We start from the raw sequence: 14,360 nt of genomic DNA, 5'->3' as shown, positions 1-14,360 counted from the left end.
GTCCTGGACGCCCGTCATCATCCCCGCCCGCTGCGGAGGCGCCGGGCACCACGCCCGCCCGGCGATCAGGTGACGACCACCCGGATCGAGTGCAGGCCGGTGGCGCCGGAGGGGAACGGGTCGGCCCGGTCGGCGGTCTGCACCTCGCCGTCGGCCGTGGTCGCGCGCACGGTCAGCTGGTGGGACCCCGGCGCGAAGTCGTACGGCAGCACCCACTGGCGCCAGACGTCGGCGTCCACCTGCGGGGAGAGCCGCGCGGGCAGCCACTCGCCGTCGTCCACCCGGACCTCGACGGCGGCGATCCCGCGCGTCTGCGCCCAGGCGACCCCCGCGATCGCCCGGCGCCCGGCCGGGAAGCCGCGCAGCGGCACCGGGGTGTCGATGCGTGAGGCCACCCGGATCGGCCCCTCGGCGGCCCAGCCGCGCTGCACCCAGTACGCGGCGGACGCGGCGAAGGTGGTCGCCTCCATGCCGGTCAGCCACTTGCAGGCGGAGACGTAGCCGTAGAGGCCGGGGATGAGCATCCGCACCGGGAAGCCGTGCTCGACCGGCAGCGGCTCGCCGTTCATCCCGACGGCGAGCATCGCGTCCTCGACGGCGAGCGCCGACCGTGTCGGGGCGCCGATGGTCATGCCGTCGGCCGACCGGCAGAGCAGCTGGTCCGACCGCGGCGAGACGCCGTGCTCGCGGAGGAAGGCGCCGAGCGGGACGCCGAGCCAGCGCGCCGTCCCGGCCAGGCCGCCGCCGACCTCGTTGGAGACGCAGGTCAGCGTGACGTCGCGCTCGATCAGGTCGCCGCGGCCGAGCAGTTCGTCGAGCGTGTGCGTGCGCGGGGCGTCGACCATGCCGGTGACCGTCAGTACGTGGTCGGCCGGGCGGACCTGCGGCACGGTCAGCGCGGTGTCGATCCGGTAGAAGTCGCGGTTCGCGGTGACCAGCGCGGTCAGGCCCTCGACCTGCCGGGCCAGGTCGGCACCCGGGGGCAGCGGGGCGGCCGGGGAGGCGGGGTCGGGGAGGACGAGGTCGGCGCGGGCGTCGCCGACGTCCAGGCGGCGAAGCAGCAGCCGCCCGACGCCCCCCGCGACGACGGCGGCCCCGAGCGCGGCCGCGCCGGTGAGGACGAAGCTGCGCCGGTCCAGCCCCTCGCCCGTGCGCTCGCCTCCGGTGGGGCCGGTCAGCGCGGCCAGCAGGAGCCGCAGCGCGCCGATCCCGGCCGCGGCGCCCACCAGCGACGGCAGGGCGTCGAGCGGTCCGCCCGCGGGGCCGGTGGCCGCGGCGAGCGCTCCCAGGACGCCGAGCAGCGCGATGCCGGCCTCCCCGACCGACCGGCGGTGGAGCGCGGCGACGCCCAGCCCCGCGGCCACGGCGGCGATCACGAGCAGGGTGCCGCCGACGAGGACGGCCTTGTCCCGGTTCCCGAAGGTCTCGATCGCGAACCGGGTGACCGGCTGTGGCACCAGGGTGACGACCCGGTCCCCGACCGCGACCACGGGCGAGGCCTGCGGGCCGACCAGCCCCGCCGCCAGCTCGCCGACCCCGAGGGCCACCGCAGCGGCCAGCAGGCCGGCGAGGGCGGCGGGGGCGGTGCGGCCCCGCCGCCCGCCTGGGGGCGGCGCGTCGGTCAGCGCAGTCCCGCGGCCCGGCGCCAGCCCATGGTGCGGTACCACTCGGTGGACTGCGGCCGGGCCAGCAGCACGATGCCGACGATCGCCAGCAGCATCTGGAAGACCGAGAGCGCGGTGAGGAAGCCGGTCGTGGGCTGGGCCAGCGCCGACAGCCCGCTGATGATGCCGAGCGCGCCGAGGACGAACAGCACGATCCGCGCCCAGTTGCGGCCGTTCCACGCGAACCAGATGAACAGCGCCTCGAGCGCGACGAAGAGCAGCCCGATGACCGCGCTCACGACCAGCACCCCCTGGACGGCGTCCGCCGACACCTCGACGCCGGAGTTCGCCAACTCGTCGTCGATCAGCGAGTCGATGGTCGAGAACACCACCACCGAGCCGACCAGGCCGAGCAGCAGGTTGGCGATGAAGGCGCCGACGCCGAAGCGCACCGAGTCCGGCCGCGGCGGGGCCGCCTGGGGTGTGTGCCCGGGGGCGGGCGGAGCCGGCGCGTAGCCGTACTGCGGCGGGGGCGGGGCCTGCCACCCCTGCGGGGGCGGCGTCTGCCAGCCCTGCGGGGGCGGCGTCGGCCAGCCCTGCTGCGGCGGCTGCCAGCCCTGCTGCGGCTCCTGGCCGGCCGACCCGCCCTCACCAGCCGAGCCACCCTGGCCGCCCTGACCTGAGGTCATCTCCTGCGCTCCCTGTCCGTCCGCTGTGTCGGCGGAATGATCACCCACGCGGCCGGACGGGGCCAGGCTCCGGCGCCCATCGAGACCGGAACGACGCAGGGCCCGCCGTCCCGGGGAGGGACGGCGGGCCCGTGGTGCGGTCCGTACTAGCCGCGGGAGACGGTCAGCCCGTCGACGGAGAGGTCCTCCGGCGCGTCGACGACGACCTCGTCGCCGTCCCGTATGTCGCCGGCCAGCAGGGCCTTGGCCAGCTGGTCGCCGATGGCCGACTGGACCAGCCGCCGCAGCGGCCGGGCGCCGTAGACCGGGTCGAACCCGTTGATCGCCAGCCACTCTCGGGCGGCGTCGGTGACCCGCAGGGCCAGCCGGCGGGCCGCCAGCCGGCGGGCGAGCACGCCGACCTGGATGTCGACGATGCCGGCCAGCTCCTCGCTGCCCAGCGCGCGGAAGACCACGACGTCGTCGAGCCGGTTGAGGAACTCCGGCTTGAAGTGCACCCGCACGACGTCGAGCACGCCCTCCCGCCGCCGCTCCTCGGGGAGCGCCTGGTCGGCGATGATCTGCGACCCCAGGTTCGACGTCAGGATCAGGATGGTGTTGCGGAAGTCCACCGTCCGCCCCTGGCCGTCGGTGAGCCGGCCGTCGTCCAGGACCTGCAGCAGCACGTCGAAGACGTCCGGGTGGGCCTTCTCCACCTCGTCGAGCAGGACGACCGTGTAGGGCCGCCGCCGCACCGCCTCGGTCAGCTGACCGCCGGCCTCGTAGCCCACGTAGCCGGGCGGGGCACCGACCAGCCGGGCCACCGAGTGCTTCTCGGAGTACTCGCTCATGTCGATGCGGACCATCGCCCGCTCGTCGTCGAACAGGAACTCCGCCAGCGCCTTGGCCAGCTCGGTCTTGCCGACGCCGGTGGGGCCGAGGAACAGGAACGAGCCGGTGGGCCGGTCGGGGTCGGACACCCCGGACCGCGCGCGCCGGACGGCGTCGGAGACCGCCCGGACGGCGTCGGGCTGGCCGACGACCCGCCGGCCGAGCTCCTCCTCCATCCGCAGCAGCTTCTGGGTCTCCCCCTCGAGCAGCCGGCCCGCGGGGATGCCGGTCCAGGCCTGGACGACCTCGGCGATGTCGTCGGGGCCGACCTCCTCCTTGAGCATCGAGTCGCCGCTCGCGACCGACGCCTCGGCGTCGGCCAGCGCCTTCTCCAGCTGCGGCAGCCGGCCGTAGCGCAGCTCGGCGGCCTTGGCCAGCTCGCCGTCCCGCTCGGCCCGCTCGGCCTCCAGGCGCGCCCGCTCCAGCTCCTCCTTGATCTGCTGGATGCGGACGATCGCGTTCTTGTCCTGCTGCCAGCGGGCGGTCAGCTCGTCGAGCTGCTGGCGCTTGTCGGCCAGGTCGGCGCGCAGCGCCGCCAGCCGCTGGACGGACGACGGGTCGTCCTCCTTGGCCAGCGCCATCTCCTCGATCTCCAGCCGGCGGACGGCGCGCTCCACCTCGTCGACCTCGACCGGCCGGCTGTCGATCTCCATCCGCAGCCGGCTGGCGGCCTCGTCGACCAGGTCGATCGCCTTGTCCGGCAGGAACCGGGCCGTGACGTACCGGTCCGACAGGGTGGCGGCGGCGACGATGGCGGCGTCGGTGATCCGGACACCGTGGTGCACCTCGTAGCGCTCCTTGAGGCCGCGGAGGATGCCGATGGTGTCCTCGACGCTCGGCTCGCCGACGAAGACCTGCTGGAAGCGCCGCTCGAGCGCCGGGTCCTTCTCGATGTGCTCGCGGTACTCGTCGAGCGTGGTCGCGCCGACCATCCGGAGCTCGCCGCGGGCCAGCATCGGCTTGATCATGTTGCCGGCGTCCATCGCGGAGTCGCCGGTCGCGCCCGCACCGACGATCGTGTGCAGCTCGTCGATGAACGTGACGATCTCGCCCTCGGACTCGGTGATCTCCTGGAGGACGGCCTTCAGCCGCTCCTCGAACTCACCGCGGTACTTCGCGCCGGCGACCATCGAGGCCAGGTCCAGCGCCATGAGTCGCTTGCCCTTGAGGCTCTCGGGGACGTCGCCGGCCACGATCCGCTGCGCGAGGCCCTCGACGATCGCCGTCTTGCCGACGCCGGGCTCGCCGATGAGCACCGGGTTGTTCTTGGTGCGCCGGGACAGCACCTGCACGACCCGGCGGATCTCGGTGTCGCGGCCGACGACCGGGTCGATCTTGCCCTCGCGAGCCCGCGCGGTCAGGTCGACGGCGTACTTCTCCAGCGCCTGGAAGGTGCCCTCCGGATCGGGCGAGGTGACCCTGCGGTTGCCGCGCACGGTGCGGAAGGCGGCCAGGAGCGCGTCGCGGGTGGCGCCGGCGCTCTTCAGCACCATGGCGGCCTCCCCCTCGACCTCGGCGAGGCCGACCAGGAGGTGCTCGGTGGAGACGTACTCGTCGCCCAGGGCGCTGGCCTGCTCACCGGCGGCGTTGAGCACCCGCAGCAGCTCGCGGGACGGCGAGGGCGCGGGCACGGTCGCACCGCTGACGCTGGGCAGCCGCCGGATGGCGGCCTCGGCCTTGGCGCGGACGTCGGCAGCGTCGGCTCCCACGGCCTTGAGCAGCGGGCCGGCGATGCCGTCGGACTGCTCGAGGAGGGCGACGAGCAGGTGCAGCGGCTCGAGGGCCGCCTGGCCGCGGTCGACCGCCAGCCGCTGGGCGGCCGCGATCGCCTCCTGCGAACGGGTGGTGAGCTTGCTCTGCATGGTCGGTGGGGACGGTCCTCTCCGGGAGGGGCCGGTGGTCCCGGCCGGGGTTGTCGCCTCGTCCAACGTACGCGGAGTTGAGTCTGTTCCACTCAACCTCGCTGCGCGTCCTCACCGCAGGAGCCGGGCGGCTCCCCTCCGCCGAGGTCATCCCGGGGGCAACCCTGGGTAGCGACCTCGGTGGACGGCCTAGACTCGCCGGCGTGACCCGACTGCCGGCACCGAGCGCTGTCCTCGAGGACCAGCTGTGTTTCGCGCTCTACGCCGCCTCCCGGGCGATGACGGCGCGTTACCGCCCGCTCCTCGACGCGATCGGGCTGACCTACCCCCAGTACCTCGTCATGATGCTGCTCTGGGAGACCGACAACCAGACCGTCGGGCAGCTCGGCGCGCGCCTGTCCCTCGACAGCGGCACGCTCTCCCCCCTGCTCAAGCGGCTCACCGCCGCCGGCCTGGTGACCCGTCACCGGCGGGTGGAGGACGAGCGCTCGGTCTCCATCGCCCTGACCGACGCCGGCCGGACCCTGCGGGACCGCGCCGAGTCGATCTCCGGGGAGATCATCTGTGCGCTCGACCTCGACCGCGAGGAGTTCGCCGACCTGCGGGCCAAGCTCAACCTGGTCACCGAGCGCGTCAGCACCAACTGACCAGGGTGGTTGCGCCCGACCGACCCGGGTAGCCGCTCCTCGACGACCCGCACGAGGAGGAGGGACGACATGCCCGCCCGCACCGCTCGCACCGCCTGGAACGGCACCCTGCAGGAGGGGTCCGGCCAGGTCGAGCTGTCCAGCTCGAAGGTCGGCACCTACGAGGTCTCGTTCCCGAAGCGCGCGGCCGAGGACGCCGGCGGCACGACCAGCCCCGAGGAGCTGATCGCCGCGGCCCACTCGTCCTGCTTCGCGATGGCGCTGTCCAACGAGATCGGCAAGGCCGGCGGCACCCCGCAGGCCCTGGAGATCACCGCCGAGGTCACGCTGGGCCAGAAGGACGGCGGACCGCACATCACGAAGATCGCCCTCACCGTCCGCGGTGAGGTGGAGGGCCTCGACGCCGCCGGCTTCGAGAAGGCCGCCCAGGCCGCCAAGGTCGGCTGCCCGGTGAGCAAGGCGCTGGCCGGCGTCGACGAGGTCACCCTCGACGCGGCGCTCGAGTAGTAGAAGGACCCCCTGCCCCCACCGCTCGCACGCTCGCGGCGGGCCCTGCAGGGGGCCTGGCGGCCCGCCCCTCTGCGTGAGGGGCGGGCCGTCGACGTGCGTGCGCGGTCTTCAGCGGCCGCCGCGCAGCCGCTCGTCGCCGCTCTCGGTGCGCAGTGCCACCTCGCGGATGAAGAGGATGGCCAGCACCGCCACGACCGAGATGACGGCGGAGATGAGGAACACCCGACCGGTCGCGTCGCCGTAGGAGACCTGGATCAGCGAGCGGATCGCCGGCGGGGCGTCGGCGAGGTCGGCCAGCCCGACGTCGCCGGACCCGGCGGCCTGCGCGGCGCCGGGGACGCCGGCCAGGCCCTGTGCGATCAGGTCACCGACGCGGGAGCTGAGCACCGCACCGAGGACCGAGACGCCGATCGTGCCGCCCAGGCTGCGGAAGAAGGCCACCGCCGAGCTGGCCGCGCCGAGGTCGCGGGCCGCGACGGTGTTCTGCACCGCCAGCACGAGATTCTGCATCGTCATGCCGATGCCGACGCCGAGCACGAAGAGGAAGACGCCGAGCAGCACCATGTCGGTCTCGTGGTCGACCGTCGCCAGCAGCCCGAACCCGCCGACCACCAGCAGCGAGCCGGCGACCAGGAAGCGCTTCCACCGCCCGGAGCGGGTGATGAGGAGGCCCGAGACGGTCGAGGAGAGCAGCAGCCCGGCCACCATCGGGATGGTCAGCAGGCCGGCCGCCGTGGGCGAATGGCCGCGGGAGATCTGCAGGTACTGCCCGAGGAAGACCGACGAGCCGAACATCGCCACACCGATCGCGATGCTGGCGACGATCGCCAGCGTCGTCGTCCGGTCGCGGAACAGCCGGAGCGGGACGATCGGCTCCGCGGCGCGCAGCTCGGTCACGACGAAGGCCGCGATGGCCAGCAGCCCGCCGGCCACGAGCAGCGCCGACTCGCCCGACCACCAGGCGAAGCTCCCGCCCGCCAGGGTGACCCAGATCAACAGCGCGGAGACGCCGGCGGTCAGGAAGGTCGCGCCGAGGTAGTCGATGCGGACCGCGCGCTTGGTGACCGGCAGGTGCAGGGTCCGCTGCAGCAGGACCAGGGCGACGACGGCGAACGGGACGCCGACGTAGAACACCGACCGCCAGCCCAGCCACTCGGTGTCGACGAGGACGCCGCCGATCAGCGGACCGCCGACGGTGGCCACCGCCATCACCGCGCCGATGAGGCCCGAGTACCGGCCGCGCTCCCGGGGGCTGATCATCGCGGCCATCGCGATCTGCACGAGCGCCTGGATGCCGCCGAGCCCGAGACCCTGCAGCACCCGCCAGGCGATGAGCGTGTCCACCGACTGCGCCAGCCCGGCCAGCATCGAGCCGACGATGAAGACCACGATCGAGATCTGGATCAGCAGCTTCTTGCTGAACAGGTCGCTGAGCTTGCCCCAGATCGGCGTGCTCGCGGTGCTCGCCAGCAGGGTCGCCGTGACCACCCAGGTGTACTGCCCCTGGGTGCCGCGCAGGTCGGTGATGATCGTCGGCAGCGCGTTGGAGACGACGGTCGAGGACAGGAACGCCACGAACATCGCCAGCAACATCCCCGAGAGCGCCTCGAGGATCTGCCGGTGGGACATCCGCCCCTGCTGCTCGACGGGAGCCGTCGCGACGGCGGGACGGACGGCCGCCGAGGGCTCGAGGGTGGTGGTCACGCTTCTCCTGGACGGTTCGAGGGCGGGGAGGGAGGGCGAGGCGCCGGCGAGGGGGACGGTCACGACGCCACCCGGCCCGAGGACGCGGCGACCGACCGCTCGAGCTCGGTCGCGAGGCGGTCGAGGAGGTCGGTGAGCCGCTGCGCGTCGTCCTCGTCCCAGCCGGCCAGCGCGGTCGTCGCCCACTGCGAGCGCACCGCGCGGCTGCCGGCGAGGGCGGCGGCACCGGCGTCGGTCAGGTGCAGCAGGCTCGCCCGCCCGTCGTCGGGGTCGGGACGGCGCTCGACGCAGCCGGCGCGCTCCAGGGCGGCCAGTTGCCGGCTGGCCACGGAGACGTCGATGCCGGCACGCGCGGCGAGGGCGCTGCAGCGCTGCTCGCCGTCCTGCTCCAGGGGCGCGAGCAGCGCCCAGCCGGAGGACGGCAGGTCGCCGTGGGCGCCGTCGACGGCGCGGGCGCTCAGGTGACGGCCGCTGCGGACGATGCGCGACACGCCGGCGGTCAGCCGGTCGCAGGTCTCGGGGGTGATGGGCACGGGGTTCCTCGCCACGGGAAGTATGTGCAGACTGCAACCATACGATTAGATGGTTGCTTCCAGCAACTTCTCGTGACGAACGGAACACCGACGCGAACGACACGGACCCGCGGTCGGCGGCGAGGCCGACCCGCGGGTCCGGGGTGGGAGGGGGACGCGGTCAGCGCCGGACGGCGCTCTCCCGGGTCTCGGCGTCGTCCCGCGCCTCGCCGAGGCGGTTGAGGCGCGCCAGGAGGTCGCCGAGCAGCGCGATGTCCTCGCTCGGCCAGTGGGCCAGGTCGGCCTCCCAGCGAGCCCGGCGCGCCTCCCGGATGCGGGTGAGCCGCGCCGTGCCCTCCTCCGAGGTGCGCAGCACCTGCGCGCGGCCGTCGGCCGGGTCGGCCTCGCGGGTCACCAGCCCCAGGTCGACCAGCGAGGCGACCTGACGGCTCACCGTGCTCTTGTCCAGCCCGAGCCGGGCCACCAGGTCACTGGCCCTCAGGGGGCCGGTGTCGTACAGGAGGGCGAGCAGGCCGTAGGCCGCGCCGTCCAGGTCGGGGTGCAGCTCCCGGGAGAGTCGGGCGGAGATGGCCCGGGAGCGGCGCAGCAGGAGGCCGATCTCCCGCTCCACGCGCACGATCGCGTCGTGCGGGTCCAGTGAGGTCACCGTTCCTCCCGGGGGCGCCAGACGACCAGCGCCGAGGTCGAGGGCCGCAGCGGCACCAGGTCACGACCGTATCCGGCCTGGACGGCGGCCTCCGCGGCGATCCGCCGGGCCTCGGCGAGCTCGAGTTCGGTGAGCAGCTCCTGCACCCGCTGCTGGAGCGCCTCCACCTGCGACTCGAGGTCGATGATCCGCTTGATGCCGGCCAGGTTGACGCCGTCCTCCTGCGAGAGGCGCTGGACCTCCCGCAGGAGGGCGACGTCGCGCGGGCTGTACCGCCGGCCGCCACCGGGGGTGCGCCCGGGGCGGACCAGCCCCAGCCGGTCGTACTGACGCAGGGTCTGCGCGTGCATGCCGGCGAGCTCGGCGGCCACGGAGATGACGAACACCGGCGCGTCCTCGGCCACGGACCGGCCGGTCTCCTGCCGCTCGCGGCCCCCGTTCGGCGGCGCGGTCACCGGGCACCCCCCTTGACCGCCGCGGTGATCTGCGGCCGCGGGTCACCGAGCTCGGCGTCGAGCACCTTGACCGCGTCCTCGGCCGCCGGCGACAGCCGCTTGGGCACGGCCACCTCGACGGTCACCAGCAGGTCGCCGGCCCGGCCCTTGCCGTGCACGCCCCGGCCGCGCACGCGCAGCGTCTGACCGCTGGCCGTGCCCGGCGGGACCTTCAGCGAGACGTTCCCGTCCAGCGTGGGCACGGTCAGCGTGGTGCCGAGGGTCGCCTCGGGGAAGGTGATCGGCACGGTGATCGTGAGGTCGTTGCCCTTGCGGCCGAACAGGTCGTGGTCGGACACGTGGACGACGACGAACAGGTCGCCCGCCGGCCCGCCGCGCCGCCCGGGCGCACCCTTGCCGGCCAGCCGGATGCGCTGGCCGTCCTTGACCCCGGCCGGGATCCGCACCGTGATGGTGCGGGTCTGCGTGGTCACGCCGTTGCCGGCGCAGGTCGGGCACGGGTCGTCGATCACCGTGCCGGTGCCGCGGCAGTTGCGGCACGGCTCGGAGAACGCGAACGCGCCCTGGCTGCGGCTGGTGACCCCGGCCCCCTGGCACACCGGGCAGGTGTGCGGCGAGGTGCCCGGCCGCGCGCCGCTGCCGGCGCACGTCGGGCACGTGCCGGGGCTCTGCATGCGCAGCGGCACGGTCACGCCGAGGACGGCCTCCTCGAACGACAGCGTCGCCTCGGTCTCGACGTCCTGTCCGCGGGCCGGCCCGGACGCGGCCTGGCTGCGGGCCCGCGCCGAGCCCGCTCCCCCGCCGCCGCCGAACAGCCCGCCGAACAGGTCGCCGAGACCGCCGGTGCCCGAGCGCCCGCCGCCGGAGGAGCCGAACAGGTCGCCCAGGTCGAACGGCTGACCGCCGCCGCCCCCGCCGGGGAAGCCCCCGGGGAAGCCGGCCCGCGCACCGGCCCCACCCGCACCGAACAGCCGGCGGGCCTCGTCGTACTCGGCCCGCCGCTTCGGGTCGGAGAGCACGTCGTAGGCCTCCGAGACCTCCTTGAACCGGGACTCGGCCTCGGCGTTGCCGGGGTTCTTGTCCGGGTGGAGGTCGCGCGCCAGCTGGCGGTAGGCCTTCTTGATCGCTGCCGCGTCGGCGTCCTGGGAGACGCCGAGAGCGGCGTAGTAGTCCTTCTCGATGAAGTCCCGGGTGCTCATCGGGCGCCCCCTTCCTGCATCAGTCGGACGCCGGTGCGCCGTCGCCCGGCTGCGCCGGGGCCGCCTCGGCCGCCTCGGCCGCCGCACCGTCGGGCGAGACGGCGGGTCCCGGGTGCTCGGGGTCGGTGACCGCGACCATCGCCGTCCGCAGCACCCGGTCGCCACGGCGGAAGCCCTGCCGCAGCACGGTGGTGGCCGTGGGGACGTCGACGTCGGCCGAGGTGTCGTGCATGACCGCCTCGTGCAGCGAGGGGTCGAACGGGTCGCCTGCCTTGCCGAACGCCTCCACGCCCAGGCCGTCGAGCAGGCCCAGGACGCGGTCGGCGACCACCTTGAAGGCACCGGTCAGGTCGCCGTGGTCCCGCGCCCGCTCGATGTCGTCGACGATCGGGAACAGCTGCGTGGCGAACCGCTCGGCGGCCTGGTCGACCACGAGCTGACGGTCGCGGTCCACCCGCCGGCGGTAGTTGGCGTACTCGGCGGTGACCCGCTGGAGGTCCTCCGTCCGCTCCGCCAGCTGGCGGGGAAGGTCGTCGTCCGCCGGGGCCGGCTGCTGGCCGGCGACGGTCTCCTGCTCGCTCATCTGCTCCCCTTGCGCCGGGCCCGGCGCGGTCGAGGTCGGTCCGGGTGCGCCCGTGCGGGCGCCGGCCGGCTGCTCGCCGGCCGGCTCCCGTACGGTGCCGCTGATCGGGTCGATGCGCCGCTTGTCACGGATGACGACCCGCGGCTCCTCTTCCCTCTGTGTCACTGTCGACCTCCGCGAGCGTCGGTCGTCGATGTCATCGGCGGTCGTTGTCCTCGTCGACGATCTCGGCGTCGACGACGTCGTCGTCACCCGTCGTCGTACCGGACGCACCGGCGTCACCCGGGGTTCCCGCGCCGGTCGCACCGGCCGCGCCGGCCGCGTTCTGCGCCTCGGCCTGCTGCGCGTACAGCGCCCCGCCGACCTCCTGCGAGACGCGGGCGACCTTCTCCTGCGCGGCCTTGATCGCCGCGATGTCCGAGCCGCCGAGAGCCGAGCGCAGCTCGGTGAGGGCCTCGCCGAGCTCCTCCTTCTTGTCGGCCGGGATCTTCTCGCCGTTCTCGGCCAGGAACTTCTCGGTCTGGTACTGCAGCGACTCGGCCAGGTTGCGGGTCTCGGCCTCCTCGCGGCGGCGCTTGTCCTCCTCGGCGTGGGCCTCGGCGTCGCGCATCATCCGCTCGATGTCGTCCTTGGGGAGGGCCGAGCCACCGGTGATGGTCATCGACTGCTCCTTGCCCGTGCCGAGGTCCTTGGCGGTGACGTGCACGATGCCGTTGGCGTCGATGTCGAAGCCGACCTCGATCTGCGGCACGCCGCGCGGCGCCGGCGGCAGACCCGTCAGCTCGAACATGCCGAGCTTCTTGTTGTAGGCGGCCATCTCGCGCTCGCCCTGGAAGACCTGGATCTGCACCGACGGCTGGTTGTCGTCGGCCGTCGTGAAGATCTCGGAGCGCTTGGTCGGGATCGTGGTGTTGCGCTCGATGAGCTTGGTCATGATCCCGCCCTTGGTCTCGATGCCCAGGGACAGCGGGGTGACGTCGAGCAGCAGGACGTCCTTGACCTCGCCCTTGAGGACGCCGGCCTGCAGCGCGGCGCCGACGGCGACGACCTCGTCGGGGTTGACGCCCTTGTTGGGCTCCTTGCCGCCGGTCAGCTCGCGGACCAGGTCGGTGACGGCCGGCATGCGGGTCGAGCCGCCGACGAGGACGACGTGGTCGATCTGGCCGACGGTGATGCCGGCGTCCCGGATGACCTGGTTGAACGGCGCCTTGGTGCGGTCGAGCAGGTCCTGGGTCATCCGCTGGAACTCGGCGCGGGTCATCGTGACGTCGAGGTGCAGCGGGCCCTCGGCGCCGGCGGTGATGTAGGGCAGGTTGACGTTGGTCGACTGCGCGCCGGACAGCTCGATCTTGGCCTTCTCAGCAGCCTCGCGGAGCCGCTGCATGGCCAGCTTGTCCTTGGACAGGTCGATGCCGTTGGACGCGTTGAACGTCTGCACCAGGTGCTTGACGATCCGCTCGTCCCAGTCGTCGCCGCCGAGGTGGTTGTCACCGGCGGTGGCCTTCACCTCGATGACGCCCTCACCGATCTCCAGCAGGGAGACGTCGAAGGTGCCACCACCGAGGTCGAAGACGAGGATCGTCTGCTCGGTCTCGCCCTTGTCCAGGCCGTAGGCCAGCGCGGCCGCGGTCGGCTCGTTGACGATGCGCAGGACGTTGAGGCCCGCGATCTCGCCGGCCTCCTTCGTGGCCTGGCGCTGGGCGTCCTCGAAGTAGGCCGGGACGGTGATGACCGCGTCGGTCACGGTCTCACCCAGGTAGGTCTCGGCGTCCCGCTTGAGCTTCTGCAGGATGCGGGCGCTGATCTCCTGGGGCGTGTAACGCTTGCCGTCGATCTCCGGCGACTTCCAGTCGGTGCCCATGTGCCGCTTCACGGAGCGGATGGTGCGGTCGACGTTGGTGACCGCCTGGTTCTTCGCCGACTGGCCGACGAGGACCTCGCCATTCTTGGCGAAGGCGACGACCGAGGGAGTGGTGCGGGAGCCCTCGGAGTTGGCGATGACCGTCGGCTCGCCGCCCTCGAGGACGGTGACGACGGAGTTGGTGGTGCCGAGGTCGATACCGACCGCTCGAGCCATGGGGCTGGCCTCTCTTCCTGTGTGCCGGGGTGTTCCGTGGTGTCTCGGGGAGTCGAGTACCCGACTTGCGCGGGGTGCACTCAACTTTCCTGCCCAGCCTAACGGCAGCCCCGCCCGGAGTGTTCCCGGGCCCCCGGATGACATCCGGCTGCCCCGCCGTCCCGCGGACCTCCCTCGGGTCGTTGCAGCCACCCCCGCCGCACAGCACGCGGATGGCTGCCACAGCGCGAAGGAGGCGCCGCCGTCCACAGATCCGCCGACGGGACCGCGCCCACTGCCGCGGGCCGGGTCGTCACTGGAGACCCGGGGCCGGCTGTGCAACGCCGGCACCGGGCTGCCGACCCCGGAGCTGCAGGTCGAGATCTGCGCCGACGGGCGGCTGCTGGCCGTCGGCGACGCCTGGTTCGAGGACGCCGCCGTCGCGGTGGAGTTCGATGGCAGGTCGAGTACCGGGACCCCTGGGGCGGGCGCACGCCGGAGCGCGTCCTCTGGGACGAGGAGCGACTCGAGGACGACTTGCGGGCGCTCGGCATCCGGGTCGTGCGGGTCGTCGAGGCGGACCTCGGCGGCAGGTGGGCACGGATCGAGGACCGACGGCGCGCTGCTGTGGTCCGCGGCCCCTCCGACCGCGGGTTCACGGCGACCCCGCGCACGCGGGGCCGGCGTCGGGAGCGCCCGGACCGGCCGCGCCCGAGGCAGCGGGCGAGCGACCCCGACGGGGCGGGTTACCGGCGAGTAGCCTGCCGTCGCGGCAGCTATGGTGCCAACCGCGGGAAGCGCCCTCCCGCCCTGCCGGCGGGCGGCGGATCAAACGGACGTCGACCGGCGTCCGGGAGGGAATTCGATGGGCCCCTTGCAGATCGTCCTGGGGACGATCAGCGTGATCTTCCTGGTCGTCGCGGTCGTGTTCGCCTACCGGGCGGTGCGCGCGATGATCCGGATCATCCGGACCGGGCAGCCGGACGGCACCCGGTCCGGCCC

The 14,360-nt window shown here is 73.8% G+C and carries 12 protein-coding genes; 2 read left to right on the top strand and 10 right to left on the bottom strand.

Annotated elements, in window-relative coordinates:
• Positions 1–65 precede the first annotated feature (65 nt).
• From ACI782_RS23015 to clpB, 3 genes are all read right to left on the bottom strand, one after another.
• On the bottom strand, positions 66–1,667 hold the full coding sequence (locus ACI782_RS23015; RefSeq protein ID WP_456912432.1) for a molybdopterin-dependent oxidoreductase: 1,602 nt from the start codon (positions 1,665–1,667) through the stop codon (positions 66–68).
• Positions 1,622–2,293, bottom strand: coding sequence for a hypothetical protein (locus ACI782_RS23010; protein WP_456912431.1), 672 nt, complete (start codon positions 2,291–2,293; stop codon positions 1,622–1,624). The genes ACI782_RS23015 and ACI782_RS23010 overlap by 46 nt, the downstream gene beginning before the upstream one ends.
• 146 nt (positions 2,294–2,439) lie before the next feature.
• A complete protein-coding gene (gene clpB / locus ACI782_RS23005) occupies positions 2,440–5,025 on the bottom strand; it encodes an ATP-dependent chaperone ClpB (protein WP_456912430.1) in 2,586 nt (861 codons plus the stop codon).
• A gap of 203 nt (positions 5,026–5,228) precedes the next feature.
• Between clpB and ACI782_RS23000 the strand changes: the two genes are divergently transcribed.
• Both ACI782_RS23000 and ACI782_RS22995 read left to right on the top strand, forming a co-directional pair.
• Complete coding sequence (locus tag ACI782_RS23000) at positions 5,229–5,672, top strand: MarR family winged helix-turn-helix transcriptional regulator (RefSeq protein ID WP_456912429.1); 444 nt, start codon at positions 5,229–5,231, stop codon at positions 5,670–5,672.
• Between the two features lie 69 nt (positions 5,673–5,741).
• Complete coding sequence (locus ACI782_RS22995) at positions 5,742–6,179, top strand: OsmC family peroxiredoxin (RefSeq protein WP_456912428.1); 438 nt, start codon at positions 5,742–5,744, stop codon at positions 6,177–6,179.
• A 111-nt stretch (positions 6,180–6,290) separates the two neighbouring features.
• Here ACI782_RS22995 and ACI782_RS22990 read toward each other — a convergent pair whose 3' ends face one another.
• From ACI782_RS22990 to dnaK, 7 genes are all read right to left on the bottom strand, one after another.
• The gene (locus ACI782_RS22990; RefSeq protein ID WP_456912427.1) at positions 6,291–7,886 is read right to left on the bottom strand and encodes an MDR family MFS transporter; all 1,596 of its coding nucleotides are present in this window, start codon (positions 7,884–7,886) and stop codon (positions 6,291–6,293) included.
• 59 nt (positions 7,887–7,945) lie between these two features.
• Positions 7,946–8,419: a MarR family winged helix-turn-helix transcriptional regulator gene (locus ACI782_RS22985; RefSeq protein WP_456912426.1), complete on the bottom strand. Its 474-nt coding sequence runs from the start codon at positions 8,417–8,419 to the stop codon at positions 7,946–7,948.
• Between the two features lie 160 nt (positions 8,420–8,579).
• Positions 8,580–9,065 (bottom strand): MarR family winged helix-turn-helix transcriptional regulator, encoded by a 486-nt coding sequence (locus ACI782_RS22980; RefSeq protein WP_456912425.1) that lies wholly within the window; start codon positions 9,063–9,065, stop codon positions 8,580–8,582.
• A complete protein-coding gene (locus ACI782_RS22975; RefSeq protein WP_456912424.1) occupies positions 9,062–9,520 on the bottom strand; it encodes a heat shock protein transcriptional repressor HspR in 459 nt (152 codons plus the stop codon). The genes ACI782_RS22980 and ACI782_RS22975 overlap by 4 nt, the downstream gene beginning before the upstream one ends.
• Positions 9,517–10,719, bottom strand: coding sequence for a molecular chaperone DnaJ (gene dnaJ, locus ACI782_RS22970; protein ID WP_456912423.1), 1,203 nt, complete (start codon positions 10,717–10,719; stop codon positions 9,517–9,519). The genes ACI782_RS22975 and dnaJ overlap by 4 nt, the downstream gene beginning before the upstream one ends.
• A gap of 19 nt (positions 10,720–10,738) precedes the next feature.
• Positions 10,739–11,467 (bottom strand): nucleotide exchange factor GrpE, encoded by a 729-nt coding sequence (gene grpE / locus ACI782_RS22965; protein WP_456912422.1) that lies wholly within the window; start codon positions 11,465–11,467, stop codon positions 10,739–10,741.
• Between the two features lie 31 nt (positions 11,468–11,498).
• Positions 11,499–13,379 carry a molecular chaperone DnaK gene (gene dnaK, locus ACI782_RS22960; protein ID WP_456912421.1) on the bottom strand — a complete coding sequence of 627 codons (1,881 nt, stop codon included), beginning with the start codon at positions 13,377–13,379 and terminating at the stop codon, positions 11,499–11,501.
• Between the last annotated feature and the right edge of the window lie 981 nt (positions 13,380–14,360).

This window comes from Geodermatophilus sp. SYSU D00703 (assembly GCF_054050155.1).
This window is presented reverse-complemented; position numbering and strand designations above follow the sequence as displayed.

Excerpts from the sequence above, each read along its gene's own strand:
- ACI782_RS23010 (WP_456912431.1), bottom strand. The coding sequence starts at position 2,293 with ATGACCTCAGGTCAGGGCGGCCAGGGTGGCTCGGCTGGTGAGGGCGGG.
- clpB (WP_456912430.1), bottom strand. The coding sequence starts at position 5,025 with ATGCAGAGCAAGCTCACCACCCGTTCGCAGGAGGCGATCGCGGCCGCC.
- ACI782_RS22995 (WP_456912428.1), top strand. The coding sequence starts at position 5,742 with ATGCCCGCCCGCACCGCTCGCACCGCCTGGAACGGCACCCTGCAGGAG.
- dnaJ (WP_456912423.1), bottom strand. The coding sequence starts at position 10,719 with ATGAGCACCCGGGACTTCATCGAGAAGGACTACTACGCCGCTCTCGGC.
- dnaK (WP_456912421.1), bottom strand. The coding sequence starts at position 13,379 with ATGGCTCGAGCGGTCGGTATCGACCTCGGCACCACCAACTCCGTCGTC.